The following is a 26484-nucleotide window of genomic DNA, read 5'->3' as shown; positions in this document are numbered from 1 at the left end:
TAGGCGGTCAGCTCAGCGTCTTCTTCAGCGGTGCGATGTGGCGGATGACGAGCAGATCGAGGAGCAGGACCGCAACCAGGACCGCGCCGCTCAGCGGAAAGAGCAGCGAGACGCCCAGCATGACGATTGCACCGGTCTTCCAGAGAGGGCCGGGTTCGCTGACCGTGGGCGCGACGAGGCGCGTGGCACCCCGCGGGCGACGCTTGAACCACATGACGAACCCGCTGACCGAGAGGAAGATGATCGCCAGACAGAAGGCAGTGACCAGAACGAGGTTCCAGAGACCCATGTCCCCTTCGTGGAAGGCGATGCCAGCGGCCATGGCCTTGCCGGCCAAACCATAATCGGCAAAGCCGACATCGGCGAGAATGCGGCCGGTATACTGGTCGATATGCACGATGCGGTCACGCAGCGGGTTGGCGCTGTCGTTGCTCATCGTGTCGCGCGAGATGCTCCACACGCCGGTTTCAGACGCGGGGAAACCAAGCTGGAACCGCTGATCGAAGCCCAGCGCGCGGGCGAGCGTGATGATGGCATCGAGGGTGACGGGCTGGCCTTCGGGCGTGCCTGATATACCCGCCTGCGAACCGGAGGCCGGCATCTGGGTCTGCTCCAGGGCCCAGGGCACTTCCTTGACGCCGTTGTAGTTCAAGCTGGCATGGGTCAGATCCGAGAGCGGGACATTGTCCCATTTCTCGGCGGGAAAGGTGCTCCAGGCCTGGGTGAACTTCTCGCCCCAGATGCCGGCCCAGGTGAGGCCCGACAGCAGGAAGACAACGAGGATCAGCGAGACGTAGAAGCCGATCGACAGATGCAACGACTTCCACAGCTGGCGGCCCTTGGCGGACAGCTGCGGAACGAGCACGGAAGCGAAGCCGCTGTTATCGCGCGGCCACCAGAGATAGAGGCCGGTGATCACGAGAACGATCCCGAAGCCGGCGGCGATCTCGATGAGCCGGTCGCCGACATCACCGATCAGCAGGGTGCCGTGGATGCTGTCGGCCAGATCGTAGAGGCCATTGCGACGGTCCCAGTGGCCAAGCGCCTTTGCCGTATAGGGGTCGACGGCGACCATATAGGAGGCGTCTCCCTGGTTGACCCGGAAGAGCGACGCCTGTTCTGCCGTACGCGGCGCGATATACTGGACGATCTGACCGGCGACCTCGCCGAAGGCCGCTTCCGCCTGGGCAGAGACAGGGGCAAGGCTGGCCTGGGGCGCAACACTGTAGATCTTTTCGCCATCACGGCCCGAGATCGTTGCCGTCCAGAGCATGATCAGGCCGGTGACGGCAAGCATCAACATGAACGGCGCGACATAGAGACCGGCGTAGAAATGCCAGCGCCAGGCGGTGATGTAGAAGCGCCGCGAAACGGCAGCGGTTCGGGCGGGGGGAATGGAAACATCGGATATGACGGACATCAATATGGATCCTTGAGGCAAAGGGTTGGACGGTTCAGGACAAAGGACGGTCGCCGGCGGCGACACGGGCCAGATGCAGCGGCTCGAGCAGGGTCACCCGGTCGCTGTGCTGGAAATCGATGAGGCCAGCCTTCTTCAGGCGGGTGAAGCACCGGCTGACGGTTTCGACGGTCAGCCCGAGCCAATCGGCGAGATCGGTGCGGGTGGGAAAGAGATGGAAGGTGACGGCACCGCGTTTTTGCTGCCGGGCGGGCCGACCGAACTGGCCGGCGAGATCGAGAAGCGCCGAGGCAACCCGTTCGGGCGCCGTCTTGCGGCCGAGCAGCATGGCAAGCGCCTGGGAGCGGGCCAGCATTTCGCCGAGGCTTGCTTCGAGATCACCCGGTGACAGAGGTTCGGCGACCGGCTCCAGCCGGGTGAGGCCCAGGGTTTCGGCGGAATAGCGATTGCGATCGCCGAAACCCAAGCCGACCAGACGGCCGGGACCGACGAGATCAATGATCTGGCGACGGCCATCGGTCAGGGTCTGGGACGTGGCGACACAGCCTTCCAGCACCCGGTATTGCGGGGAGCGGGAGAAGCCTTCGAGAAAGAGCGTGGTGCGCGATGGAAGCAGAGCGTTTTCCGCTCTGGATTTGCGTTCAACACCCATCATCGCAGGAAGAGGCGGCCCCTTGCGGGCCTCGCCTTCGGCAAGCATTGTCAACATGACTTACATCCGGATTGCGACCGGACATGCGTCATGCGCATGCGGCCCGGCCTGATGAGACAGATGGCCCGGCGAGACGCAGGGCCGTTGATCGATCAGGTCAGGATGGGGGGCGCGCGAGGAGCGCTATTGGGCGGGAAGAGCTGACGGTAATGCGCCTCTGCCGGCTGCGGCAGAACGGCGGCGATGGCGACCGGCAAACGGATGCCGACGAGATCCGCCGGAGCCGGCAGAGCAATGGCAGCGGAGATGCGGCAGGCTTCGCAATCGGAGGCTGCCGTATGGGTTTTGGACTTGCCGTCCTGATCGGTGCCGGGAAGGCAGAGTTCCGGAAGCGTGCCATCCGGCAGGATCAGACGCGCGACTTCGCTGGGGTCGAGCACTGGGATGGCGGGAACAGGCGGGCGATGGGCAAGGCCAAGCAGAACGAGCGCGATGACGCAGATCATGCGTATCGCCCGATCAAACCCTGTCCGGATTCCCGTTTCGGCCATGCTATCCCCCGATAGATTTCGAGTGGATAGCATTGCGATCAGGCGGCCGCAAGCGCGCGAAACTGTCGCAAGGCCTGTTACCAACACGGCTTCAGGCGCGGATACGGGCCGGGCGGGGCTGACGGAGGATGAACCAGCCGAGATGGCGGTGGAGAGTCGGCGCGATTCCATACACGATGGAGCTGACCATGACCGGCGCCAGGACGAGTGTCCGCGCCCAGATGGGCCAGCCTTCCGTGAGCGGCATCAGGACGTAGAGGATCGCCGTGACGAAGGGATAGATGACAAGCAGCATCAAGGCGGCCAGCCGATGTTTCGACGGTGCAGGACGGGCAACTGGTGAATTCGACATGGGGGGCTCCATCAGAACGGTACGTATCGTTTATATTGAAACGCGCCGTTTCGTTCAATAGGAAATCGTGTTATGGACCATCATGAGAACGACAGATGTGACGAAGACCCCGATGGATATCACAAAACGGACCTCGATCGGTGCGCAACGAAACCCGGCGAGCGAGACGGCGATCCTCGATGCGGCAGAAGAGATCTTGCGCGAAAGCGGTCTCGGCGGCTTTTCCATCGAGGCCGTGGCCCGACGCGCCAAGGCGGGGAAGCCGACCATCTATCGCTGGTGGCCCTCGAAAGCGGCACTCCTGCTCGATGTCTACCACCGGCAGAAGGGCGAGACGTTCTATGCCGATACCGGCGACACGCGGAAGGACCTCGTCGCCTTTCTCGAAGCCCTGCTCGGTTTCTGGCGAACCAATGGCGGCGAGATCTTCCGGTCTATCATCGCGGCGGCACAAAGCGATCCGGAGGCGCTGATCGCTCTGCGCGATTATGCGGTGACGCGATGCCGGTCCAGCGGCGTCATCCTGGCGCGCGGACAGGCACGCGGCGAGGTGCGCGGCGACTTCGACCCGGAACCGATCATGGAGTTGCTGTCGGGCTTCTGCTGGAACCGGCTGCTGACCGGACGGCTGGAGGTCTCTCCCGGCGAGATTGAAACGATCGTCGATGCCCTGATGGGCGGGCTGTCGTCGATGTCGCGCTGACGAGGATCCGAAAGGCTCTGCTCAGTAGTGCGGCGGGCGGGTGATCGCGGGCGCGTCGAGCGATTGCTCCTCGAGGGTGAGGAAGCGTTCCGTCAGCCGGTCGAGCTTGGCGCGGGTTTGCTCCGCCACCTTCCACTGCTCGGCGAGCTGGTCCGACAGTTCCTCGATGACGCGGGTCTGATGGGCGACCGTCTCTTCGAGGCGCGTGATGCGGTCGTTTTGCGCGTCATCCATCTTCGTCTCTCCATCGGGTTTGCGTGTCGGCTCTCCATGCCGGAAGACAGGCCGGGCGTCAAATGCGCGCGCGCGACAGGACCTCTCAGCGCTGCTTCTTCTTGCGATAGGGCATGAGTATTACCGCCGAGGCGGTGACGGCGGCGGCGAAGGTGAGCGCCAGCGGCACAACCATCATCAGGGCCGGCAGAACAGGATGAAGCGAGCGCGACAGCGAGGTGCCGTCACCGCCGATATCGAGCCAGAGGATGGCGAGGCCGACGGAGAGGCCGAGGCCTGCTCCAACGAGGGCGTTGACCGCGAGGAAACGCAGCATCTCCCAATGGTCGCGCCGCGCCTCTTCCGGCGTCTGGTCGTCGGAGTGTCGTTGCATGGTTGTCTCCCGGAATCCCCAGGCGAGGACCATAGCAGAAAGCAACCGTGTCTTCACGGCGCCAAGGGTCGCAGCCGGTGCAGGGGCGGGAAAAACGCGCGCCACCTTGCCTTGGACGACCAATCGGCCTAGCTCAGGACGCGACAACTGATGCGACCGATGACCCAGAAAACACAGATCCAGCGGCTGAAGCTCACCGATTTCCGCAACTACACCCAGGCCGGGCTTGTGCTTGACGGCCGGCATGTGGTGCTTGTGGGCAAGAACGGCGCCGGCAAGACAAATTTCATGGAGGCGATCTCGCTGTTGTCGCCCGGACGGGGGCTGCGGCGGGCTGTGCTGTCGGACATTCCGCGGATCGGGGCAGAGGCGAGCTTCACGATTTTTGCTGCCGTCGACGGCATGAATGGCGAGGCGGATATCGGGACGGGTACGGAGACGACCGAGGACGGCAATCTTGTTCGCCGGCTCAGGATCAACGGGTCGCCGGCCAAGACCGTCGATGATCTGACCGACCATCTGCGCATTCTCTGGCTGACGCCGGCGATGGACGGGTTGTTCACCGGCCCCTCGGCCGAGCGGCGCCGGTTTCTCGACCGGCTGGTGCTGTCGCTCGACCCGGCGCATGGACGGCGGGCGAATGATTTCGAGCGGGCGATGCGCAGCCGCAACCGGCTGCTTTCCGAGGGGCGGTTCGATCCGTCCTGGCTGTCCGGCATCGAGCAACAGATGGCGGCCCTCGGGGTTGCCATGGCGGCGGCACGGCGCGAGATGCTGGGGCTGCTGGCCGGGCTGATCGAGGCTGACCGGCAGACGTCGCCCTTTCCCTCCGCAGAGTTGTCGCTCACCGGATTTCTCGATGAACTTTCCGACCTGCCAGCCTTCGAACTGGAGGAGCGCTATATCGAGGTGCTGGCACAATCACGGCACCGGGATGCGGCGGCTGGCCGGACCCTTGAGGGGCCGCATCGGGCGGACCTGACCGTGCGGCATATCGAGAAGAACATGGATGCCGAGCGCTGCTCGACCGGCGAGCAGAAGGCGCTGCTGATCGGGCTGATCCTCGCGCATGCGCGGCTGGTGGCGACGATGACGGGATTTGCCCCGATCCTGCTCTTGGACGAAATTGCCGCCCATCTCGACGAGGGGCGGCGGGCAGCACTCTTTGACCGGATCGATGCGCTGGGGGGCCAGGCCTTCATGACCGGCACCGACGTCGCGATGTTTTCGGCGCTCGGGGACCGAGCGCAGATCGTGACCGTGGAAGATGGCAGCCTTGATGCGTGAGTTTACTTTGAACCAGCACAATGGAGTGGCATGATGGCGACCATGGACCCGCTGCTTCCCGACGAGATCTCCCGCTATCACCGTCATATCCTGCTGCCCGAAGTGGGCGGGCATGGGCAACAGCTGTTGAAGGCTGCGCGGGTGATGGTGATCGGGGCCGGTGGGCTCGGATCGCCGGTGCTGCAGTATCTGGCGGCGGCGGGCGTCGGCACGCTGTCGATCGTCGATGATGACGGGGTGTCGCTGTCGAACCTGCAGCGGCAGGTGATCCATGACACCGGCACGCTCGGGGAGCAGAAGACGGAAAGTGCGGCGCGGGCGATCGCACGGCTCAACCCGCATTGCCGGGTGATCCGCTTCGAGGAACGGTTCGACGCGCATTTCGCGCGGGATCATCTGGCGGGCCAGACGCTGCTGATCGATGGCTCGGACAATTTCGACACGCGCTATGCGGCGGCCGATGCGGCAGAAGTGGCGAAGGTGCCGCTGGTGACCGGGGCTGTCGGGCGGTTCGACGGGACGGTGACGGTGCTGAAGCCTTATGAGGCCGGGCCGGATGGCGGGCTTTATCCGCGTTACCGCGACCTCTTTCCGGAACGGCCACCCGAGGGGCTCATTCCCTCCTGCGCCGAAGTGGGCGTGATCGGGGCGCTGACGGGGGTGATCGGCACGCTGATGGCGATGGAGGCGATCAAGCTGATTACCGGGATCGGCGAGCCGCTGGTCGGCAGGCTGCTGATGTATGACGGGCTCTCGGCGCGGTTCGAGACCGTGCGGTACAAGCGAAGGGCAGAGCGCGCGTGATTGCGGTTGAACGGATCGGTGACAGCGGGTTTCGGGATCATGAGGCGCTGCTCGCGCTCATCCTGCGGTCTTTTTCCTATATGGACGGGGTGATCGACCCGCCCTCCTCCGCCCATCGGCTGACGGTTGCGAGCCTCGAACAGAAGGCGCGCGACGAGATCGGATATGTCGCGCTCGACGGGGGCGTGCCGGTTGGCTGCATCTATCTGCGGCCGGAGGCGGATTGCCTTTATGTCGGCAAGCTTGCGGTCGAGCCTGGGACCCAGGGGCGCGGCATCGGTCGGCGGCTGATGGACCAAGCGGAGGCTCTGGCGGCGGAGCTGTCGCTGCCGGCGCTTCGGCTGGAGACGCGGATAGAGCTTGTCGGAAACCACCACCGCTTCGGCGCCTGGGGTTTTGCCAAGACGGCGGAGAAGGCCCATGCGGGTTATGACCGCGTGACCTTTATCGAGATGCGCAAGGCCTTGCTCTGACGCGACCGTCAGGTCCGGCTCTTACGTCCGGCTGGGCAGGACCCGGTTGGGCGGGCGGTGGCCGTCGAAATAGGTGCGGATGTTGATGATCACCTTCTCGCCCATGTCGATGCGGCCTTCGATGGTGGCCGATCCGGTGTGCGGCAGGAGGACAACCTTGCCTTCGTTGGCCAGCTTGACCAGCTTCGGATTGACGGCCGGCTCGTTCTCGAAGACATCGAGCCCGGCGCCGGCGATCCGCCCGTTGCGCAGGCACTGGATGAGCGCATCCTCGTCGATGATGTCGCCGCGGGCGGTGTTGACGATGTAGCTGGTCGGCTGCAGCAGGGCGAGGCGGCGGGCCGAGAGCAGATGGAAGGTGGCAGGCGTCGAGGGACAATTGACCGAGACGATGTCCACGCGCGCCAGCATCTGGTCGAGGCTGTCCCAATAGGTGGCTTCGAGCTCGTTTTCGGTCGCGGGATTGACCCGTTTCCGGTTGTGATAATGGATCGACAGGCCAAAGGCCTTGGCTCTCCGGGCGACCGCCGTGCCGATGCGGCCCATACCGATGATGCCGATGCGTTTGCCCCAGATGCGGCGGCCGAGCATCCAGGTGGGCGACCAGCCTTCCCATTCGCCGGGACGATCCATCAGCACGCGGGCGCCCTGAACGAGGCGGCGGGGCACGGCGAGGATCAGCGCCATGGTCATGTCGGCGGTGTCTTCGGTCAGCACATTCGGCGTGTTGGTGACCGTGATGCCCTTCTTCGCGGCAGCATCGATATCGATGTGGTCGGTGCCGTTGGAGAAGCTGGCGATCAGCTTCAGCTGCGGGCCGGCTTCCTCGATCAGGCCCGAATCAATGCGGTCGGTGACGGTCGGGACCAGCACGTCGCAGGACTTGACGGCGGCGATCAACTCTTCGCGCGTGCGGGGCTTGTCGTCGATGTTGAGCTCGGCCTCGAAGAGCTCGCGCATGCGCGTTTCCACGGCGTCAGGCAGTTTCCGGGTGATATAGACCGAGGGTCTTTTCCTGTTCGTCATGGGATGGTTCGATGCCTTGTTCAGAACTCGTTAACCAACGCGGAGGATACTCTCTCCCTTGAAGGGCAATTTCTAGCAAACCCGTCGGGGAAGACAAACAAAACTCGTCGAGGCGTTGCTGATTTGTCCCGGGCTCCCCGCAAGCCCGCCCCAAAAGGGCAGATACGTCCTTTGTTTCCATCGCTTAGTCCGGAACGATCATGTCTGTGAACCTGTCCCGAGTCAGCCTTCTCTCCGGTGCCCTCGCCCTGTTCCTGATCGCGGGGACACCACCGGGTCTCGCCCAGTCGACCACCAAAGGATCGAGCGGCCTGCCGCTTCCGCGTTTCGTCAGCCTCAAGGCCGAAAAGGTCAATCTCAGGATCGGGCCGAGCACGGACTATGCCGTCTCCTGGCGCTACCTGAAATCGGGGCTGCCGGTCGAGATCATCCGCGAATATGAAAACTGGCGGCAGATCCGCGATGCCGACGGCACCGAAGGCTGGGTGAGCCAGACGCTCTTGTCCGGCCAGCGCACGGCCGTGGCCGCGCCCTGGATGCGCGGCAAGGGCAGCAATGTCTATGTAATGATGCGGCGTGATTCCATGTCGTCTGCCGCCGTCATCGCCAAGCTCGAGCCGGGTGTCGTCGTCAAAGTCGAAGAGTGCAACGGCAACTGGTGCAAGGCCGAGACGCAAGGCGTCACCGGCTGGGTTTCACAGGAAGAAATCTGGGGCGCCTATCCGGGCGAGGCCTTCAAATAAGGCCGATCTCGGCAGCACCTTGCTTCAATGACATCATCGGGCGCGGTCCGATCTGCTGAATGACGATGCCAGCGGCGTAACAGCCGAGATGGGCACAATCTTCCAGTGTGCGATCATTGGTATAACCGAACAGGAAACCGGCAGCGAACAGATCGCCGGCACCCGTCGTGTCGACGAGGCTCCCGATTTCGGTTGCGGGCACGCGAATACGCTCGTCGCCCTTGACCACGACGGCGCCCTGATCGCCCATGGTCACCGCTGCCAGCTTGCAATCCGCCGACAGGCGGGTCAGGGCTTCGGCAAAGTCGTCCGTCTCGTAGAGCGAGAGGGCTTCCTGCTCGTTGGCGAAGACGATGTCGACGGTGCCCGAGCGCATCAGCTCCAGAAACTCTTCGCGGTAGCGGCCGACGCAAAAACTGTCGGACAGCGTCATCGACATTTCGCGGCCGTTTTCATGGGCAATGCGGGCGCAATCGAGGATGGCCTGCTTGGCGCGCGGCGGATCCCAGAGATAACCTTCGAAATAGGTGACCTTGGACTGGGCAACGACCTCGGGCTCGACATCTTCGGGGCCGAATTCGACGCAGGCGCCGAGATAGGTGTTCATCGAGCGCTCGCCGTCTTCGGTGACGAAGATCATGCTGCGGGCGGTCGGCGGCTGGGTGGTGCCGGCTGCCGTCTCGAAATGCACGCCCTGGGCGCGGATGTCGTGGGTGAAGATATGGCCGAGCTGGTCTTGGGCAACCTTGCCGAAATAGGCGGCCTTGCCCCCGAAACTGGCGATGCCGGCGGCGGTGTTGCCGGCGCTGCCGCCGGAGGCTTCGACCGCAGGCCCCATCAGGGAATAAAGCCGTTCGGCACGCTCGGCGTCGATCAGATTCATCGCGCTCTTGGTGATCCCGTTGTCGATCAGGAACTGATCCTGGCAGCGGGAGATAATGTCGACGATCGCGTTACCGACGGTCAGGACATCGAACTGGCTCATGAAATGGGGCTCCGAATTTATCGCTCGTCGGTCATAGTCGTTTTTATGGGTTAGGAAAGAGAAAAGACGCCCTCCCCGGCACTGTCATGCCGATGTCACCGATCCGGGTTATCCGGAGATGCGAGCAGCGCTCCCCTGTCGCTCGCGAAGGCCATCAAGGCTTTCCTTTCGGGTGCCGACCACGGATGTACTGGCGGCAACCCTCATCCCGGATGAGCCGGGCGAAAAAGCAGGCATGGCCTGCTTTTTGACGTTCTGGAGCCTGCAAACACCTTCCTTTCGGAAACCGGACCTGTCACCGGGACAGGTTTGTCATTGGCGCCGCAGCTCCCTGCTCCTATGAATAGGCTTTCTCTCCCCAACGATTCGACATTTCATGACCGCCATTGCCCAAGACGTCCTGCCGATCTTCATCCTCATTCTGTTCGGCTTTCTGCTGGTGCGGCTGAAGATCCTCTCGGCTTCGGTCGGTGACGGTCTCGGCGCCTTCGTGTTCAATGTGGCGGTGCCGATGTTGCTGTTCCGGACCATCGCCAATGCCGATTTTCACGGAGCCTCGCCTTTCCGCCTTTGGATATCGTATTTTGCCGGCGTCTTGGTTGCCTGGACCATCGGCCACCTGATCGCGACCCGGCTTTTCGGTCGGGATCGGCGGGAAGGCGTGCTGGCCGGCGTCTCCTCGGCCTTCGCCAACAACGTGTTTATCGGCCTTCCGCTGGTGGAACGGACGGTCGGGCCGGAGGGGATCGTCGCCATGTCGATCCTGCTCGCCATCCATCTGCCGCTGATGATGATCATCGGGACCGTGCTGATGGAACGGGCCGAGCAAAAGACGAGCGGGCAGCCATCGCATGGCATTCTCGCCGTCTCGCGGCAGGTGGGCCTCAACCTCCTGCGCAATCCGCTGGTGATCGGCCTGATTGCCGGCATGGTGGTCCAGATCATTGGCGGGCCGCTGCCGAAGATGATCGACGGGCTGGTGGGCCAGGTGGCCGGCACGGCAGCACCGCTTGCCCTGATATCGCTCGGCATGACGCTCAACAAATACGGAATGCTGGGCAATGTGCGGATCGCCGGCACGATATCGACGGTGAAGCTGGTGGTGATGCCGGCGTCGGTCTGGCTCACCTCGCATCTGCTGGGACTTTCGCCGCAATGGACGGCAGCGCTGGTGCTGACATCCTCGGTGCCGACAGGCATCAATGCCTGGCTGATCGCCAACCGGTTCGGCGTCGGCCAGGGGCTCGCCGCCTCCGTCATCACGCTGTCGACGGCGGTCGGCGTGCTCAGCGTTTCGCTCTGGGCCTTGTTGCTGCTCTGACGCTTCGGCAAAGAAAACGCCCGACCACGAGGGCCGGGCGAAAACTTGCACAGGATTTGAAACAATCAGTCTGCGGCGCCGATTACGGCGTTGCTGGCTGAGCCGGAGCCGGTTCTGCGGGTGCGGCAGGAGCCTCTGCCGGAGCGGCAGGCGCCGTTTCGGCCGGAGCCTCCGCAGGTGCAGCAGCGGCAGGTGCGGCCTCGGTGGCGGGTGCCGCTGCAGCGTCAGGAGACGGCAGCGGAACCGGGTTATCGGCCTGGGTGTGCAGATACATGATCAGGTTGGCGCGTTCGTCGTCCTTCTTCAGACCTGCGAAGCCCATGGCGGTGCCTGGGATGTGCTTCTTCGGCGCCGTCAGGAAGGCGTTGAGGTGGTCGAAGGTCCAGTGCTCGGTGCCGCCCTTGGAGAATTCGGTGATGGCCGCCGAATAGCTGAAGCCTTCGTGGCTGGCGATCGGACGGTCGACAACGCCCCACAGGTCGGGACCGACCTTGTTCGGCCCGCCCTTCTCGATGCTATGACAGCTCGCACACTTCTTGAAGACGCCTTCGCCGGCCTTGGCATCGGCGCTCGCCAGCAGGACGGCGATCGGCGTTGCAGCCGCAGCTTCTTCGGCAGCCGGTGCGTCCCCTGCTTCAGCGACGATGGCAAAGCCTTCCTTCTCGGGGGTTTCCGAGTGGAAGATGCCTTCCGAAGCGATAGACACGGACATCAGCACGAAGACGGTTCCCAGAAGGGCACCGACGGCCATATTCATTTTAGAGTTCATCTGCAAAGCTCCCCATGCAGCCGGCCGATCAGCAACCGGGCGATCTTGAAATCGCGCGGAACCTATGTCTTTTGCATAACACTTGCAACACGATTATGGTCCCGCAACTGGGACTTTTTGACACTTCCGTGCGGTGATTTGAAGGGGTTACGAGAATGAATGCCGGCAAAAGCGACGAAACGCTCGTCCTCATCCCCGCCCGCATGGCATCCACCCGTTTGCCAGGCAAGCCGCTGGCCGATATTGCCGGCCTGCCGATGATCGTGCAGGTGGCAAAACGGGCGCAGGAAGCCGATGTCGGGCGAATCATCGTGGCCGTGGACGATCAGCGGACCCATGACGCGGTCGAGGCCGCCGGCTTCGAGGTGGTGATGACACGGGTCGATCATCAATCCGGCTCGGACCGGATTTTCGAGGCGCTTACCAAGGTCGACCCGGATGGGCACGCCAAGATCGTGATCAATGTGCAGGGCGACCTGCCGACGATCGATCCACAGACCATTCGCGCGGCGCTGCGGCCGCTGGAGGACCCGGCGGTCGATATCGCGACGCTGACGGTCGAGATCGTCGACGACCACGAGAAGACCAATCCGAACGTCGTGAAGGTGGTCGGATCGCCGCTTTCCGACAGTCGTCTGCGGGCGCTCTACTTTACCCGGGCGACTGCGCCGCATGGTGCCGGTCCGCTCTATCATCACATCGGGCTTTACGCCTATCGCCGCGAAGCCCTTGAACGTTTCGTTGCACTTTCACCCTCGACTCTGGAAAAGCGGGAATCGCTTGAACAGCTGCGCGCGCTGGAAGCGGGCATGCGCATCGATGTCGAAGTGGTGAAGACGGTTCCGCTCGGCGTCGACACGCCCGCCGATCTCGACAAGGCCCGGCTGATCCTTTCAGCCTCCTCCAACTAAGGACCTCATTCCCTTGGCTCCCACCAACAAGATTTCCTTCCAGGGCGACTTCGGCGCCAATTCCGACATGGCCTGCCGGGACATGTTCCCGACCATGGAGCCCCTGCCCTGCCCGACCTTCGAGGATGCCTTCGTGGCGCTGGAGACCGGCGAAGTCGATCTCGCGATGATCCCGATCGAAAACACGCTGGCCGGCCGGGTCGCCGACATCCACTATCTCCTGCCGCTCTCGCGCCTGCATATCGTCGGCGAGTATTTCATGCCGATCCGCTTTCAGCTGATGGTGCTGCCGGGGGTGAAGCTGGACGAGATCCGGACCGTGCACAGCCATATCCATGCGCTCGGGCAGTGCCGCAAGATCATCCGCAGCCATGGCTGGAAGGCCGTGGTGGCGGGTGACACGGCCGGGGCTGCCAAGCAGGTGGCGGAAAAGGGCGACCGCAGCATGGCGGCGCTGGCGCCCCGGCTTGCCGCCTCGCTCTACGGTCTCGAGATCCTGGCAGAAAACGTCGAGGATTCGGAAAACAATGTGACCCGCTTCGTGGTCCTGTCCCGGGATCAGGACGAACCGAAGCGGACGAGCCCGGACGAACGCTTCATCACCACCTTCGTCTTCAATGTGCGCAATATTCCGGCGGCCCTCTACAAGGCAATGGGCGGCTTTGCGACCAATGGCGTCAACATGACCAAGCTCGAAAGCTACCAGATCGGCGGCAAGTTCATTGCGACCCAGTTCTATGCCGATATCGAAGGGCATCCGGAGGACGCACCGGTGAAACGCGCGCTCGAGGAGCTGCGTTTCTTCTCCGAGAAGGTGCATATTCTTGGGGTCTACAAGGCGCATGAAATGCGGGGGAAGCTGTAAGGCTCGAGAAAGAACGGCGGCTTACCCCATTGATGCGCAATTCCGGACGCAAAACCGGTTCCCACTTTTGCTGGAATTGCTCAGTGCCGCCATTCGTACCAGTCCTCGATGAGGCGGCGGGCGATCGTGCCCTTGATGGGGAGCGTGCGGCCATCGAAGGATCCCTCTGACAGCATGGTGCCGATCTCGTCGCGGTTGAACCAACGGCAGTCTTCGAGCTCGACGGAATCGAAGGTGATCTCCGTCGTCGTCGCCTCGCCGTAACAGCCGATCATCAATTGATGCGGCATCGGCCATGGCTGGGAAGCATGATAGCGAACGCGGCCGACGGTGATGCCGGATTCTTCGCGGGTTTCACGGCGTACGGCATTTTCGATGGTTTCGCCCGGCTCGATGAAGCCGGCGAGCGAGGAATACATGCCGGCGGGGAACCGTGGGCTGCGGCCCATCAGGCAGCGGTCCTTCTTTTCGTCCACGATGAGCATGATGGCGACCGGATCGGTGCGCGGGAAAATCTCGTTGTCGCATGCCGTGCAGATGCGCTTGTAGCCGCCGATGCGGGTTTCCATCAGGGAGCCGCAGCGGCCGCAGAACTTGTTGTCGGCATTCCAGCGCAGGAGGCTTAAAGCCTGGGCGACTTCGCCGAGCAGGTCTTCGCCGACGAGCGCGTCGCGGAACAAAGCGCGAGGGTCGGCGGGTTTGAACTCGGCCGACAATTCCTCCGGCTTCAGCGCGACGGGGACAGCGAGGCGCGGCTCGCCATTCGCCTGGTGGCCGAGCAGGATCGCCTGGTCGAAATCCGGCTGCAGGGCGGCGAGTTCATAGGGCGCAAAGAGTGGATCGAGGATCTGGCCGTCATGTTTCAGCACCAGCTGGGTGCCCGAAAAGGCGAGGATATGGGTGCCTTCGACCTTGAGCGCGGTTTCAAGCGAAGTTTCGTCGCGATGTTCGCTGTCGCGATCCAGGCGGTTGCCGGAAAAGGCGGTGAGTTCGCTCGGTTCAAGATGGGGGGCGCGATTGAGGAAAATCGAGTTCTTCATTGGAATGCTTCAAGGATCCTGTTCTTCATGGCCGCGATGGCCTCTTCCTCATAGGGGACTGACTGGCCGAAGCCCCAGATCGGGCTGGGCCAGTTGGTGTCATTTTCTACACGCGCGACGACATGGACATGAAGCTGGCGAACGATGTTGCCGATTGCGGCGATGTTGATCTTGTCGGCACCGGTCGCCTTCTTGAGGGCAGCGCCGACAGTGACCTGCTCGAAGGTCAACATCGCCTGATCGAGCGGGGTGAGATCGAAGACCTCGGAGACATTGGCGCGCTGGGGCACGAGGATGAGCCATGGCCAGCGGCTGTCCCTGGCCAGCCGGAGGTCACACAGGCCGAGCTTCATGATCGACACGCTGTCCTGCGCGAGGCGCGCGTCGAGGACGAATGGCTGCAAGGCGTTTCTCCCTTTCGTTTTTTGCGAGCCTAGCAGTTTTTTTCTGGCTTGGCTTGCATTTGGCGGCGTTATTGCCGATATGTCTCCTCGGGAGGTTGGTGGTGGACGAGCCACTCGCCAACCGGGTCAGGTCCGGAAGGAAGCAGCCCCAACGAGCGCGGCACGGGTCATCGTGCCAGCCTCCCACCTCATCTTCATTTCCGGCCTCTTTTTCGACAGGGGCCGTGCCATGCCCGGCTTTGGGCGGCAAGGGGAAGCTGGCAGCGCGATGAGCGATTTGGAGCCGACAGCAGAGGCCAAGGCCGCCCCCGGCGGATACCGCGTTCTCGCCCGCAAATATCGACCGAAGGATTTCACCGATCTGATGGTCGGCCAGGAACCGATGGTTCGCACGCTCACCAATGCGTTCGAGACCGGCCGTATTGCCCAAGCCTATATGCTGACCGGCGTGCGCGGGGTGGGCAAGACGACGACGGCGCGCATTCTGGCGCGCGCACTCAATTACAAGACGCCTGAGATCGACAAGCCGACGATCGACCTGCGCATCCCCGGCGAACATTGCCAGGCGATCATGGAAGGCCGGCATGTCGACGTGATCGAGATGGACGCCGCCTCGCATACGGGTATCGATGACATCAGAGAGATCATCGAGCAGGTGCGTTACCGTCCGGTTTCGGCGCGCTACAAGGTCTATATCATCGACGAAGTGCACATGCTGTCGACGGCGGCCTTCAACGGCTTGCTGAAGACGCTCGAAGAGCCGCCGGAGCATGTGAAGTTCATCTTCGCCACCACTGAAATCCGCAAGGTTCCGATCACGGTTCTCTCCCGCTGCCAGCGGTTCGACCTGCGGCGGATCAGTGCGGGCGATCTCGTCGGGCTGTTTTCGACCATTGCATCGAAGGAAGGCATCCAGGCCGAGGAAGAGGCGCTGGCGATGATCGCGCGCGCGGCCGAAGGTTCGGCGCGTGACGGCCTGTCGCTGCTCGATCAGGCGATCGCCCATGGCGGCGGCATGGTGCATGCCGATGCCGTGCGCGCCATGCTGGGTCTTGCCGACCGGGCACGCATCGTCGATCTCTTCGAGCATGTGGTGCGTGGCGACGTGGCGACCGCACTCTTGGAGTTCGGCAGCCAGTATGAGGCCGGCGCCAGCCCGTCGGTGGTGCTGACCGATCTTGCCGATTTCACCCATCTGGTGACGCGGCTTAAATATATTCCATCCGCCTCGCAGGACCCGTCGCTCTCCGAAGCCGAGCGGGTGCGCGGTGGCGAACTGGCAGACAGCGTGGCCGTGACCACGCTTTCGCGCATGTGGCAGATGCTGCTCAAGGGCATTCCGGAGGTGGAGGCGTCGTCTCGGCCGGCCGGGGCTGCGGAAATGGTGCTGATCCGGCTGGCGCATGCGGCGCATCTCCCCTCGCCTGAGGATGCGGCGCGACGCCTGCTTGAGATGTCGAATGGCGAAGGCGGCGACAGCGCGCCGTCGGCCCCGCGCCCGAATGGCAGCGGTGGCGGCGGCGCTTCGATGGCGATGCGGGTGCAGGCGGTGGGACAGCCATCGCAGGACAGCGCTCCGCGCCCGGCGATGAGCCAGCCGGTGGCGCATCTGCAGAGCGTGCCGGCGGGCGATGCGCTGCCGCGAACCCTGGAAACCGCTCAGCCTAGGGTGCAGGAGGCACCGGCGCCGCTGGTCGAGGTCAACTCGCTCGACGATATCGCCGACCTCTGCACGAAGAACCGAAGCCCGGTGCTGCGCGCACAGCTTCGCCAGTTCGTGCATCTGGTGAAGATCGAGCCGGGGCGGCTGGAGATCCGGCTGGAGACGCAGTGCCCACCGACCATCGTCAACGAGCTGAAGCTTCGGCTGACCGAGTGGACCGGGATCAACTGGTGGGTGACGCTGTCGAACGAAGCCGGCTCGCCGACCTTGGTGCAGACGGAAAATTCGACGCGTGAGGCACGGCTTCTCGACGCCCGGCAGGACCCTGACGTCGCGGCGATCCTGTCGCGCTTTCCCGGTGCCAAGATTACCGACGTGCGGATCAAGGCGGGTGCTGTCGAAGACGACGACACGCCGGTGACCCCGCCTGCGGCGGCAGAATCGGCGGAAGGTGACATTCTTCCGGGCGACGATATCGAATTCTAAGGGCGCCAGGTGCGCCAAACACCAATCGACACGAGACCAAGGAGACGACGATGCGCGACATCATGGGCATGATGGGCAAGGTCAAGGAAATGCAGGGCAAGATGGAGAAGATGCAGGCGGAAATCGCCGCACTCGAAATCGAAGGCAAATCCGGCGGCGGTCTCGTCAGCGTCGTCTTGACCGGCAAGGGCGAGCTGCGCAGCGTCAAGATCGATCCGTCGCTGTTCAAGGAAGACGATGTCGAGATCCTGGAAGACCTGATCGTGGCGGCCCACAAGGACGCCAAGGACAAGGTGGAAGCGCAGACCCAGGAAAAGATGGCATCTGTGACTGCCGGCATTCCGCTGCCGCCGGGCATGAAACTGCCGTTTTAATCCAAACGGCGATGCGGCCAGGGATTTATCCCCTCGCGCAGCCATAGAAGCGTATCGAGCCAGAAGCCGTTTTCATGGCGGGACCGGAAGAGGTCGAAATGGCCGATTTCGGAACCTCCGGCGTCTTCCGGCTTCAGCATGACCTTCTCAAAGGTCGCGCCGTCATAATAGGACGCGGCGCGACGCATGGCGGACGGGGTGGCGAAATCGTCATCCGTCACGCTGACCGCCAGGATTTCGGCGGCGACGGCCGAGAAGCGCGACCGGAGGTCTGACGCTTCGTCCGGGGTATAGCCCCGTTCGATGCGGCGACCGCGAAAGGCCCATTCGAGGGCCACCCCCCTGGGCAGGTCTTCCAGCCAGCCGAGCCTGCGGCCGGGGAAATAACCCAGCATCATGGTCAAAGCCGGCATCACGACATGCCATTTCAAGAGATAGCGCCGGCGCCTGGCGGGACGGTAATCGGGCCAGAAGGCATATTGCGCGCCGATCGTGAGCATGCGGCGGATGCGCGGGGCACGCGCCGCATAACCGGGCAGGAAGCCGCCGATCGAATGGCCGACCACGAGGATTTGGCTTTGCGGGAAATTTTCGGCGGCGAATTGCAGGACGGCATCGAAATCCTTCTCGCCCCAGTCGCGCCAGCGGAAGGCGACGCCTTTCAGCGTTTCCGGTCGTGACTGGCCGATGCCCCGATAATCATAGGTGATGGTGTGGAAGCCGTGGGCGGCGAGGAAGCGGGCATAGGCATGGTAAAAACGTGCGGCGACGCCGGTGGCGGCATTGATGATGACGACGGCTGTGGCCGGTTCACGGCACGGCCAGAGATGGCCGCCGAGGCGGATGCCGTCCGCGCAGCTGATTTCGATCTCTTCCGCATCCATGGCCGGCCTCCCGAACGTGCCGCCATCATCACCCGGTTCTTCCGTTGTGTATACTCACTGGTCAGTATACATTGGTCGCATGGCCAGCGAACGAACGACCCGCGACACCATCATCGATGCCGCCAACCGGCTGTTCTACCGCGAGGGGATCCGCGCGGTGAGCGTCGATGCCGTGGCCGAGGCCGCCGGGCTGACGAAGCGGTCGCTCTATTACCATTTCACCAGCAAGGATGAGCTGATCGCGGATTACCTTCGGCTGCGCGACCATCCGAACCTGCAGCGCTATGCCAGGTGGTATGGGACAGCAAAGGGCGGGCTTGCCGAGCGGATCGGCGCAATCTTCGAGCATCTTGCGACCGAGGCGCGTAAGCCGGGATGGAAGGGCTGCGGGTTCCTGCGCACGGCGGCCGAACTGGTCAACCAGCCGGGGCATCCGGCCCTCAAGATCGGCGCCGACCACAAGAAGCGTGTCGAAGCCTGGTTTGCGGAGATCCTTGCGGAGAACGGCGTGTCGGAGCCGGCGCGCGTCGCGAGACAGGTTTGCCTGCTGATCGACGGTGCGTTCAGTCAGGCGATGCTCTACCGCGATCCGAGCTATTTCCACGAAGCCGGACTTGCCGCGCAGGCGCTGGTCCGCTTTGCCGTGTCGGGTCCGTCGGCTGGTTCGATCTGAACCGGAGGCTCACATCTCGCCGGAGAGGATTGCATCCCTGGTCTTGTAATGCACGGGCGCAGAGAGGTAGCGGGCGCGATCTGTGTCGCTGAGTTTACGACCGTAGGTCGCCATCATGTCCGCCATCGTGACGCGCTCTCCAGCATAGGGGGTGTAGGTGACCGGCTGGCCGGCTTCGACCATGCCTCCCTGGAGCACCCTGGCATAGGCGCCGGGGCGGGCGGCCTGTGTGTAGCGCTTGACGATTTTCGGGTCGCCCATGTGGGCGGCAAAGGTGGCACAGGGCATGCGGGGCGAGGTGATTTCGAGCAGGACATCGCCGATTGAAAAGCGGTCACCGGCGGCGAGCATCTGGCTTTCCAGACCTTCGATCACGAGGTTTTCGCCGAACATGCCATGATGCAGTTCCCGGCCGAGCTCTTTGCTCCACCAGTCGATATCGAGGCTGCCCTGGATGTATACGGCCTGATCGACGCCGCCGTGATGCTTGCGGTCGAGGATTGCATCACCGACGAGGCCTTCGGCATCGATCATGATTGGCCCCTGGATGGCGAGCTTGTTGATGCCGGTCTTGTATTTCTTGCCGGCCAAGACTTCCGGTCGGCCAAGGCAAACGGCGAGGATTTTCATCGGAGATTTCCCTCTTCTGCGATTCCGTTCCTTCCTTATATGGGCTAGAAACACCGCCATGGCAAAACGAGTCACCGGTCCCGAAATCGAGAAGCTGATCCAGCTGCTGGCGAAAGTGCCGGGGTTAGGTCCCCGCTCGGCCCGCAGGGCGGCACTGCACCTGATCAAGAAGAAGGACCAGTTGCTCGGTCCTCTCGGCCATGCGCTGGGCGAGGCCTATGACAAGGTGAAGATCTGCTCGTGCTGCGGCAATGTCGACACGATCGATCCCTGCAGCGTCTGCACCGACGTGCAGCGCGACAGCTCCGTGATCATCGTTGTTGAGGATGTCTCTGATCTCTGGGCGCTGGAGCGGGCAACCGCGATGAACACGGCCTATCACGTGCTGGGGGGCACGCTGTCGCCGCTCGACGGGGTCGGGCCTGATGATCTCAACATCAAAGGTCTGATCGAGCGGGTGGCCAAGGGCGGGATCCGCGAGATCATCATCGCCGTCAATGCCACCGTCGAGGGGCAGACCACGGCGCATTACATCACCGATCATCTGGCCGGGCTCGACGTGAAGATCACGCGGCTGGCGCATGGCGTGCCTGTGGGCGGCGAGCTCGACTATCTCGACGAAGGCACGCTGTCAGCGGCGCTGCGCGCCCGCACGGCGATCTGACCGCTCCTTTGAGGAGGCTTTACATGCTGAGACTGACTTCCATTCCTGTTCGCCTGCTGTTGCTGGCGGGCCTCCTTGTCGGCTCAACGGTGGGTGCTTCCTCGGCTCCATCGAAAAGCCAGGTCGAAGCGCAGTTTCAGCGCTGGATCGCGACCGATCTCTGGCAGGCCGCGAAAACCGGGGGCATCGAGAAATCCGTCTTCGACAGGACGATGCAAGGGGCGGTGCTGAAATGGGATCTGCCGGATCTCGTACCGCCGGGCACCAAGCCGCCGAAGGAGCAGGCGCAGAGCCAGGCGGAATTTTCCTCACCGGCCAGCTATTTTTCCGAAAAGCGGCTGCAGGGGCTGGCGGCGACCGGACGGTCGCTCACCGCGCAATATGGTTCGACGCTGCGCAAGATCGAGGCGACTTATGGGGTGCCGGATTCGGTGCTCGTCGCGATCTGGGGGCGTGAATCCGGCTTCGGCAAGGCGAAGCTGCCCTATCGCGCAATCGACGTGCTGGCGACCAAGGCCTTCATGTCGACCCGCAAGCCGCTCTTCCAGCAGGAGCTGATTTCGGCGCTGCATATCATCGAAAGCGGCGATGTACCGGCCGAGCGGATGATGGGGTCGTGGGCGGGGGCGCTCGGGCAGCCGCAGTTCATGCCGGGCAGCTATCTGAAATATGCCGTCGACTTCGACGGGGACGGCAAGCGCGACATCTGGAATTCGGTGCCGGATGCGCTGGCCTCTATCGCCAATTATCTGGTGAAGAGCGGCTGGCAGAAAGGGCGCGACTGGGGCTACGAGGTTTCCATTCCCGACGGAGTATCCTGCGCGCAGGAAGGGCCTGACCGGGCTAAGCTGGTCTCGAGCTGGGCCGGCGAAGGCATAAAGCGGATTTCGGGCAAGGGCTTTCCCTCGAGCGAGACGAAACAGCAGGCGATGATGCTGGTCCCGGCGGGCACAAACGGGCCGGAATTTCTCGTCACGCCGAATTTCTATGTGATCAAGGAATACAACAATTCCGACCTCTATGCGCTGTTCATCGGCAATCTGGCCGACCGGATCGGTTCCGGTGGCGGGGCGTTCAAGGGCGCCTGGGGCGACGTCGGCAAGATGCTGCGCTCGGATGTGCTTGCCATGCAACAGGCGCTGGTGGCGCAGGGTTATGACGTCGGGAAAGTGGACGGGCTGCCGGGTTACAAGACCCGCCGGTCGCTCGGCGAATGGCAGGCCCGCCAGGGCATGCGGCCGACCTGTTATCCGAACGAGGGGCTGAAGGCGAAGCTGCGGTGATCGATCTGCCCCTCACGGGTGATCGACCGGGTGCTGGTGGAAGACGTCATCCGACGGCGGGATGGCCTGGCGCTCGATCATGCGATGCACATGCGGCGGGGACGCGCCGCGATGCAGTTCGAGCAGGCGGTCGGTGATCTCGGCATCGGCCTTGGTGCGGCGGTGGTTGTGGCGGACGTAGTCGACCCAGGTCGGCACGTGATAGGTCTCGGTCCAGATGTCAGGGTTTTCCAGGTCGCGCATCAGGGTCCAGTTGCGGGCACCATCGCGCAGGCGGATGCGGCGGCGTTCGACCATGACCCTCAAGAATTCCGGGACGTCGGCATCGGTGATCTCGAAATCGATCTGGATGACGATCGGGCCGCTGCGTGGGCGGATGTCGAGCCGGAGCGACGGTTCATTGAAGCGGTTGAGCGGATCGAGATCGAGGGTGGCGAAGGCCGGCATGGGCAGAACGAAGCCGATGGCGACGCCCACCATCATGAGAATGCCGGAGGCGACCAGCGCCTCTGACGAGCCGGCGTTTTCGGCGACGCTGCCCCAGAGCCAGCTTCCCGTTGCCATGCCGCCGAAGGTGGCGGTCTGGTAGAGCGAGAGTGCGCGGCCGACGACCCAGCGCGGGGTCGAGAGCTGCACCACCGTATTGAAGAGTGACAGGGCCAGCACCCAGCAGGCGCCGGCGAGCACAAGCGCTGCGGCCGTCAGCCAGATCGAAGTGCTGATGCCGGTTAAGGCAGCAGCGACGGCAAAACCGGCAAAGGCGGCGCGGACGATATCCTCCGAAGACAGAATTTCACGCAGGCGCTGGTTTCCAAGCGCGCCGAGGATGGCGCCGAAGCCGAAGGCGCCGAGCAGACCGCCATAGGCCAAGGCGCCGCCGGCTAGCTGGTCGCGCGCGACGATGGGCAAGAGCGAGAGGATGGCGGTGGCGGTCAGGCCGAAGACGAAGCCGCGGAACAGCACCTTGCCGAGATTGGGTGACATGGAGACGTAACGGAGGCCCGCCCAGATGGCCTGGCCGAGCTGTTCACGCGGCAGAGGGTTCTTCGGGAAATCCGGGCGCCAGCGGATGAGCGCATAAACAATGGCAAAATAGGAAAGCGTGTTGACGGCAAAGGCGGCCGCCGCCCCGGCGAAGGCGACGATCATGCCGCCGATCGCGGGGCCGACGCTGCGGGTGATGTTGAAGCCCATGCTGTTGAGCGAGACGGCGGCGGCGAGATCTTCGCGCGGGACGATATCGCCGACCGAGGCCTGCCAGGCCGGGTTGTTGAGCGCGGTGCCGCAGCCGATCAGGAAGGTGAAGCCAAGCAGGATCCAGGGAGTGATGAGCCCGAGCAAGGCAAAGAGGGTGAGCAGCGCCGACACCGTGATCATGAAGAGCTGGGCGGCGATCATCACGCGGCGGCGGTCGAAACTGTCGGCAATGGCGCCGGCGACCAGCGAGAGCAGCATGATCGGCCCGGTGTTGGAGGCCTGGACCAGGGCCACCATGTTTTCCGATGTCGAGATGGAGGCCATCATCCAGGCGGCACCGACGCCCTGGATCAGACCGCCGAGATTGGAGGATATGCTGGCGAGCCAGATGCGCCGGTAGAATTCGTTGCTGAGGGGAGAAAGCGGGGAACGTCTGTCGGGCACGGGTGGCTCGTCCTTTGACCGGGGGAGAACTGGCGGAAGCAGCCGGGGGTGAACTTGCAACGTGGAACGCACGAAAGGCAAGATTGTTTTTCGGCCCGGCGAAAAGCTTGCAATTGGCGGGTCGTTGGCGTATATGACATTCAAATTCTTGATCGACAGATGAAGGGTGGGCCCGGAAGGACCCGCTCTTTTTTATTGGCGATCGTATCCAATCGGGAGTAAAACGATTGTCCGAAGAGATGCCGCAGCCGGGTCCCGGCGAAGCACGGATCATCACCGAGACGGGGCTTGACCGTCGTATCGCCGACATCATCGAGCCCGTGCTCGTGGCGATGGATTTCAACCTGGTTCGCGTGCGCATGATGAACCAGAACGGCCTGACGCTGCAGATCATGGCGGAACGCACCGACGGCACAATGACCGTCGAGGACTGCGAAGCCGTATCGATGGCCGTATCGCCGGTGCTGGATGTCGAGGATCCGGTCGACAAGGCCTATCATCTTGAAGTGTCATCGCCGGGCATCGACCGGCCGATGGTGCGCAAGTCCGATTTCACCCGCTGGAACGGCCATCTGGTGAAGTGCGAGACCTCGATCCTGGTGGACAACCGCAAGCGTTTTCGCGGCAAGATCACGGATGTGAACCAGGATGGTTTCACGCTGGAACGCGATCAGGTTGCCTATGGCGAAGAGCCGCGGGTGGTGATCCCGTTCAATACGCTGGCGGAAGCCAAGCTGATTTTGACGGACGATCTGATCCGTGACGCGCTTCGGGCCGACAAGCTGGCCAAGGCGCAGGCCGCGAACCAGAACGACGAAGACGACAGCGAAGAATAACGTTTGACCCATAGCCCGAGAGCAGTTGCCCGGGTGTGAAGACGGAGACCTAAGACAATGGCAGTCAGTGCTAACCGGCTCGAGCTCTTGCAGATCGCAGATGCCGTTGCCCGTGAAAAGGTGATCGACCGCGAAATCGTGCTCGCCGCCATGGCCGACGCGATCCAGAAGGCTGCCCGTTCGCGTTACGGCACGGAAACGAACATCCGCGCCGACATCAACTCGAAGACCGGCGAAATCCGCCTGCAGCGTCTTCTCGAGGTGGTCGAGAAGGTCGAGGACTACTCGACCCAGATCGCGCTGGAACTGGCCCGCGACCGCAATGTCGACGCCAAGCTCGGCGACTTCATCGCCGATCCGCTGCCGCCGATGGATTTCGGCCGTATCGCTGCGCAGTCGGCCAAGCAGGTCATCGTGCAGAAGGTGCGCGAAGCCGAGCGTGACCGTCAGTATGACGAGTTCAAGGACCGCATGGGCGAGATCATCAACGGCACTGTCAAGCGCGTCGAATACGGCAACGTGATCGTCGACCTCGGCCGTGGCGAAGGCATCATCCGTCGCGACGAGATGATCCCGCGCGAAGCCTTCCGTTATGGCGACCGCGTGCGCGCCTATGTCTATGACGTGCGTCGCGAACAGCGCGGCCCGCAGATCTTCCTGTCGCGTACCCATCCGCAGTTCATGGTCAAGCTCTTCACCATGGAAGTGCCGGAAATCTACGACGGCATCATCCAGATCAAGTCGGTTGCCCGTGACCCGGGTTCGCGCGCCAAGATCGCCGTCATCTCGAACGATTCGTCGATCGATCCGGTCGGCGCCTGCGTCGGTATGCGCGGTAGCCGCGTCCAGGCCGTTGTCGGCGAGCTTCAGGGTGAAAAGATCGACATCATCCCGTGGAGCCAGGATCCGGCTTCCTTCATCGTCAACGCCCTGCAGCCGGCTGAAGTCGCCAAGGTCGTTCTCGACGAGGATGCAGAGCGCATCGAAGTCGTGGTTCCGGACGAGCAGCTGTCGCTTGCCATCGGCCGTCGCGGACAGAACGTGCGTCTGGCCTCGCAGCTGACCGGCTGGGATATCGACATCATGACGGAAGCCGAGGAATCGGAACGCCGCCAGAAGGAATTCAACGAACGCACCAACCTGTTCATGGATGCGCTCGACGTCGACGAGATGGTCGGCCAGGTTCTGGCGTCCGAAGGCTTCGCCCAGGTCGAGGAAGTGGCCTATGTCGATCTGAACGAAATCGCCTCGATCGACGGTTTCGACGAAGACACGGCACAGGAAATCCAGACCCGTGCGCGCGAATATCTCGACAAGATCGAAGCCGAAATGGATGCCAAGCGCCGCGAACTCGGCGTTGCCGACGAGCTGCGCCAGATCGACGGCCTGACCTCGGCCATGCTGGTTGCGCTCGGCGAAGACGGCATCAAGACGATCGAGGACTTCGCCGGCTGCGCCGCAGACGACCTGATCGGCTGGAGCGAACGCAAGGACGGCGAGACGAAGAAGTTCGAGGGCCTGTTCTCGAAGTTCGACATCTCGCGTGCTGAAGCCGAAGCCATGATCGTGCAGGCTCGCCTGTCGGCCGGCTGGATCACCGAGGAAGACCTGGCTGCCGAAACGGCTGAGGCCGAAGTGGAAGGCGAAGCCGACGTCGAGCAAGAGGCGTGATGACCGCGCTGACGCCCGACGCGCCGGAGACCGAGGACGACTTCGACCTCTCCGATGCGAACGGACGGATGTGCATCGTCACCCGTGACAGCGGGTCGCCCGATACGCTGCTGCGGTTCGTGGCGGCACCGGACGGAACAATCGTTCCCGACCTGAAGCGGACGCTTCCCGGTCGGGGATGCTGGGTCAGTCCTCGCCGCGAGGCGGTGGACAAGGCTGTGGCGAAGAAGCTCTTCGCCCGGGCCTTGAAGCGGGATGTGAAGGCGGATCCGGACCTCGGCGCCGCCGTCGAACGTCTGCTGATCGCCCAGTTGACGGGCATGATGAACATGGCGCGCAAGGCCGGCCAGTTCATCAGCGGCGCTGCCAAGGTGGAGGCCGCGGTCAGAAGCGGCGAGGCCATCGCGGTGTTCCATTCAAAGGACGCGGCGGCAGACGGCATACGGAAGATCGACCAGGCCCGAAAGGCCTGGCACCTCGGAACAGGAGCCGATGCGGAAATCCCCGCATTCCACCTTCTGACCGGGGCGGAAATGGACGAACTGATGGGCCAGAATGCGTTTATCCATGCTTGCGCGCTTGCAGGGCAGGCGGGTGAAGGTGTAGTGAAACGCGCAACTCTGCTCGAAACCTATCGCGGCCCTGTGCTGCAGGTCTCGAGCGCTGGCCCGAAACCACAATGACGCGGTCACCGTCGAAAGTCGGCCTCCGTGGTTTAGGACAGTATGTGAACGGCGTGGTCTGATGCTCGGCATCCGGCCTCGCT

The 26484-nt window shown here is 63.3% G+C and carries 30 protein-coding genes and 1 other RNA gene; 17 read left to right on the top strand and 14 right to left on the bottom strand.

Features of this window, described 5'->3' with window-relative positions:
• Nucleotides 1-7: 7 nt before the first annotated feature.
• The 4 genes from DFO46_RS22080 to DFO46_RS22065 form a co-directional block, all read right to left on the bottom strand.
• A complete protein-coding gene (locus DFO46_RS22080; RefSeq protein WP_120279095.1) occupies nt 8-1420 on the bottom strand; it encodes a PepSY domain-containing protein in 1413 nt (470 codons plus the stop codon).
• Nucleotides 1421-1454: 34 nt separating this feature from the next.
• Nucleotides 1455-2129, bottom strand: a complete 675-nt coding sequence (locus DFO46_RS22075) for a helix-turn-helix domain-containing protein (protein ID WP_120279094.1) — start codon at nt 2127-2129, stop codon at nt 1455-1457.
• A gap of 95 nt (nt 2130-2224) precedes the next feature.
• A complete protein-coding gene (locus tag DFO46_RS22070; protein WP_110793866.1) occupies nt 2225-2623 on the bottom strand; it encodes a hypothetical protein in 399 nt (132 codons plus the stop codon).
• Nucleotides 2624-2714: 91 nt separating this feature from the next.
• On the bottom strand, nt 2715-2975 hold the full coding sequence (locus DFO46_RS22065) for a hypothetical protein (protein ID WP_110793867.1): 261 nt from the start codon (nt 2973-2975) through the stop codon (nt 2715-2717).
• A gap of 112 nt (nt 2976-3087) precedes the next feature.
• Between DFO46_RS22065 and DFO46_RS22060 the strand changes: the two genes are divergently transcribed.
• Complete coding sequence (locus DFO46_RS22060) at nt 3088-3678, top strand: TetR/AcrR family transcriptional regulator (protein WP_245422690.1); 591 nt, start codon at nt 3088-3090, stop codon at nt 3676-3678.
• A gap of 21 nt (nt 3679-3699) precedes the next feature.
• Here DFO46_RS22060 and DFO46_RS22055 read toward each other — a convergent pair whose 3' ends face one another.
• Nucleotides 3700-3912, bottom strand: coding sequence for a SlyX family protein (locus tag DFO46_RS22055; protein ID WP_120279093.1), 213 nt, complete (start codon nt 3910-3912; stop codon nt 3700-3702).
• Nucleotides 3913-3997: 85 nt separating this feature from the next.
• Nucleotides 3998-4285: a hypothetical protein gene (locus DFO46_RS22050; protein WP_120279092.1), complete on the bottom strand. Its 288-nt coding sequence runs from the start codon at nt 4283-4285 to the stop codon at nt 3998-4000.
• A gap of 159 nt (nt 4286-4444) precedes the next feature.
• Between DFO46_RS22050 and recF the strand changes: the two genes are divergently transcribed.
• From recF to DFO46_RS22035, 3 genes are read left to right on the top strand one after another with little or no spacing between them, the layout of a single operon-like run.
• Nucleotides 4445-5572, top strand: coding sequence for a DNA replication/repair protein RecF (recF, locus tag DFO46_RS22045; RefSeq protein WP_120279131.1), 1128 nt, complete (start codon nt 4445-4447; stop codon nt 5570-5572).
• A 42-nt stretch (nt 5573-5614) separates the two neighbouring features.
• Nucleotides 5615-6376 (top strand): molybdopterin-synthase adenylyltransferase MoeB, encoded by a 762-nt coding sequence (locus DFO46_RS22040; RefSeq protein WP_120279130.1) that lies wholly within the window; start codon nt 5615-5617, stop codon nt 6374-6376.
• Nucleotides 6373-6849, top strand: a complete 477-nt coding sequence (locus DFO46_RS22035) for a GNAT family N-acetyltransferase (RefSeq protein ID WP_245422689.1) — start codon at nt 6373-6375, stop codon at nt 6847-6849. The genes DFO46_RS22040 and DFO46_RS22035 overlap by 4 nt, the downstream gene beginning before the upstream one ends.
• 21 nt (nt 6850-6870) lie before the next feature.
• On the opposite strand, the gene DFO46_RS22030 is transcribed toward DFO46_RS22035, so the two are convergent.
• Nucleotides 6871-7875 carry a D-glycerate dehydrogenase gene (locus DFO46_RS22030; RefSeq protein WP_110793871.1) on the bottom strand — a complete coding sequence of 335 codons (1005 nt, stop codon included), beginning with the start codon at nt 7873-7875 and terminating at the stop codon, nt 6871-6873.
• 200 nt (nt 7876-8075) lie between these two features.
• On the opposite strand from DFO46_RS22030, the gene DFO46_RS22025 reads away from it, so the two are divergent.
• Nucleotides 8076-8618, top strand: coding sequence for an SH3 domain-containing protein (locus tag DFO46_RS22025; protein WP_120279091.1), 543 nt, complete (start codon nt 8076-8078; stop codon nt 8616-8618).
• Here the strand turns inward: DFO46_RS22025 and DFO46_RS22020 are convergent.
• Nucleotides 8611-9603 carry an adenosine kinase gene (locus tag DFO46_RS22020; RefSeq protein ID WP_120279090.1) on the bottom strand — a complete coding sequence of 331 codons (993 nt, stop codon included), beginning with the start codon at nt 9601-9603 and terminating at the stop codon, nt 8611-8613. The two genes, DFO46_RS22025 and DFO46_RS22020, sit on opposite strands and share 8 nt — an antisense overlap.
• A gap of 376 nt (nt 9604-9979) precedes the next feature.
• Here DFO46_RS22020 and DFO46_RS22015 point away from each other — a divergent pair, with 376 nt between their 5' ends.
• On the top strand, nt 9980-10924 hold the full coding sequence (locus DFO46_RS22015) for an AEC family transporter (RefSeq protein WP_120279089.1): 945 nt from the start codon (nt 9980-9982) through the stop codon (nt 10922-10924).
• A gap of 82 nt (nt 10925-11006) precedes the next feature.
• Here the strand turns inward: DFO46_RS22015 and DFO46_RS22010 are convergent, their stop codons facing one another.
• The gene (locus tag DFO46_RS22010; RefSeq protein ID WP_120279088.1) at nt 11007-11693 is read right to left on the bottom strand and encodes a cytochrome c family protein; all 687 of its coding nucleotides are present in this window, start codon (nt 11691-11693) and stop codon (nt 11007-11009) included.
• Between the two features lie 155 nt (nt 11694-11848).
• On the opposite strand from DFO46_RS22010, the gene DFO46_RS22005 reads away from it, so the two are divergent.
• Complete coding sequence (locus DFO46_RS22005) at nt 11849-12604, top strand: 3-deoxy-manno-octulosonate cytidylyltransferase (RefSeq protein WP_120279087.1); 756 nt, start codon at nt 11849-11851, stop codon at nt 12602-12604.
• Between the two features lie 13 nt (nt 12605-12617).
• Nucleotides 12618-13469 carry a prephenate dehydratase gene (locus tag DFO46_RS22000; RefSeq protein ID WP_110793877.1) on the top strand — a complete coding sequence of 284 codons (852 nt, stop codon included), beginning with the start codon at nt 12618-12620 and terminating at the stop codon, nt 13467-13469.
• Nucleotides 13470-13549: 80 nt separating this feature from the next.
• Here DFO46_RS22000 and nudC read toward each other — a convergent pair whose 3' ends face one another.
• Nucleotides 13550-14509, bottom strand: a complete 960-nt coding sequence (gene nudC / locus DFO46_RS21995) for an NAD(+) diphosphatase (RefSeq protein ID WP_120279086.1) — start codon at nt 14507-14509, stop codon at nt 13550-13552.
• Entirely contained in the window at nt 14506-14913 is a 408-nt protein-coding gene (locus DFO46_RS21990) for an HIT family protein (RefSeq protein WP_120279085.1), read from the bottom strand. Before DFO46_RS21990 ends, nudC begins: the two co-directional genes overlap by 4 nt.
• Nucleotides 14914-15003: 90 nt before the next feature.
• On the opposite strand from DFO46_RS21990, the gene ffs reads away from it, so the two are divergent.
• The 3 genes from ffs to DFO46_RS21975 all read left to right on the top strand — a co-directional run bounded on the left by ffs (nt 15004) and on the right by DFO46_RS21975 (nt 17436).
• Nucleotides 15004-15100, top strand: an RNA gene (gene ffs / locus DFO46_RS21985) — signal recognition particle sRNA small type.
• An 81-nt stretch (nt 15101-15181) separates the two neighbouring features.
• Nucleotides 15182-17062: a DNA polymerase III subunit gamma/tau gene (locus tag DFO46_RS21980; protein ID WP_120279128.1), complete on the top strand. Its 1881-nt coding sequence runs from the start codon at nt 15182-15184 to the stop codon at nt 17060-17062.
• A gap of 50 nt (nt 17063-17112) precedes the next feature.
• On the top strand, nt 17113-17436 hold the full coding sequence (locus DFO46_RS21975; protein WP_110793880.1) for a YbaB/EbfC family nucleoid-associated protein: 324 nt from the start codon (nt 17113-17115) through the stop codon (nt 17434-17436).
• On the opposite strand, the gene DFO46_RS21970 is transcribed toward DFO46_RS21975, so the two are convergent.
• A complete protein-coding gene (locus tag DFO46_RS21970) occupies nt 17433-18320 on the bottom strand; it encodes an alpha/beta fold hydrolase (protein ID WP_120279084.1) in 888 nt (295 codons plus the stop codon). The two genes, DFO46_RS21975 and DFO46_RS21970, sit on opposite strands and share 4 nt — an antisense overlap.
• A 79-nt stretch (nt 18321-18399) precedes the next feature.
• On the opposite strand from DFO46_RS21970, the gene DFO46_RS21965 reads away from it, so the two are divergent.
• On the top strand, nt 18400-18993 hold the full coding sequence (locus DFO46_RS21965) for a TetR/AcrR family transcriptional regulator (RefSeq protein WP_120279083.1): 594 nt from the start codon (nt 18400-18402) through the stop codon (nt 18991-18993).
• A gap of 9 nt (nt 18994-19002) precedes the next feature.
• On the opposite strand, the gene DFO46_RS21960 is transcribed toward DFO46_RS21965, so the two are convergent.
• Nucleotides 19003-19623, bottom strand: a complete 621-nt coding sequence (locus DFO46_RS21960) for an MOSC domain-containing protein (RefSeq protein WP_183041993.1) — start codon at nt 19621-19623, stop codon at nt 19003-19005.
• 58 nt (nt 19624-19681) lie between these two features.
• On the opposite strand from DFO46_RS21960, the gene recR reads away from it, so the two are divergent.
• Both recR and DFO46_RS21950 read left to right on the top strand, forming a co-directional pair.
• Nucleotides 19682-20287 (top strand): recombination mediator RecR, encoded by a 606-nt coding sequence (recR, locus tag DFO46_RS21955; RefSeq protein ID WP_110793884.1) that lies wholly within the window; start codon nt 19682-19684, stop codon nt 20285-20287.
• 23 nt (nt 20288-20310) lie between these two features.
• The gene (locus DFO46_RS21950; RefSeq protein WP_120279082.1) at nt 20311-21570 is read left to right on the top strand and encodes a lytic murein transglycosylase; all 1260 of its coding nucleotides are present in this window, start codon (nt 20311-20313) and stop codon (nt 21568-21570) included.
• A gap of 12 nt (nt 21571-21582) precedes the next feature.
• Here the strand turns inward: DFO46_RS21950 and DFO46_RS21945 are convergent, their stop codons facing one another.
• Complete coding sequence (locus DFO46_RS21945) at nt 21583-23211, bottom strand: MFS transporter (protein ID WP_120279081.1); 1629 nt, start codon at nt 23209-23211, stop codon at nt 21583-21585.
• Nucleotides 23212-23450: 239 nt separating this feature from the next.
• Here DFO46_RS21945 and rimP point away from each other — a divergent pair, with 239 nt between their 5' ends.
• Genes rimP through DFO46_RS21930 form a run of 3 tightly spaced genes read left to right on the top strand, consistent with a single transcriptional unit; the run spans nt 23451 to nt 26401 of the window.
• Nucleotides 23451-24047 carry a ribosome maturation factor RimP gene (gene rimP, locus DFO46_RS21940; RefSeq protein WP_120279126.1) on the top strand — a complete coding sequence of 199 codons (597 nt, stop codon included), beginning with the start codon at nt 23451-23453 and terminating at the stop codon, nt 24045-24047.
• 57 nt (nt 24048-24104) lie between these two features.
• Nucleotides 24105-25718 carry a transcription termination factor NusA gene (gene nusA, locus DFO46_RS21935; RefSeq protein ID WP_110793887.1) on the top strand — a complete coding sequence of 538 codons (1614 nt, stop codon included), beginning with the start codon at nt 24105-24107 and terminating at the stop codon, nt 25716-25718.
• Nucleotides 25718-26401, top strand: coding sequence for an RNA-binding protein (locus DFO46_RS21930; RefSeq protein WP_120279080.1), 684 nt, complete (start codon nt 25718-25720; stop codon nt 26399-26401). Before nusA ends, DFO46_RS21930 begins: the two co-directional genes overlap by 1 nt.
• The last annotated feature ends 83 nt before the right edge of the window (nt 26402-26484 follow it).

It is taken from the genome of Rhizobium sp. AG855 (assembly GCF_003610655.1).
GTDB lineage: Bacteria > Pseudomonadota > Alphaproteobacteria > Rhizobiales > Rhizobiaceae > Allorhizobium > Allorhizobium wuzhouense.
The sequence above is the reverse complement of the archived record's forward strand: the minus strand, read 5'-3'. Positions and strand labels throughout refer to the sequence as shown.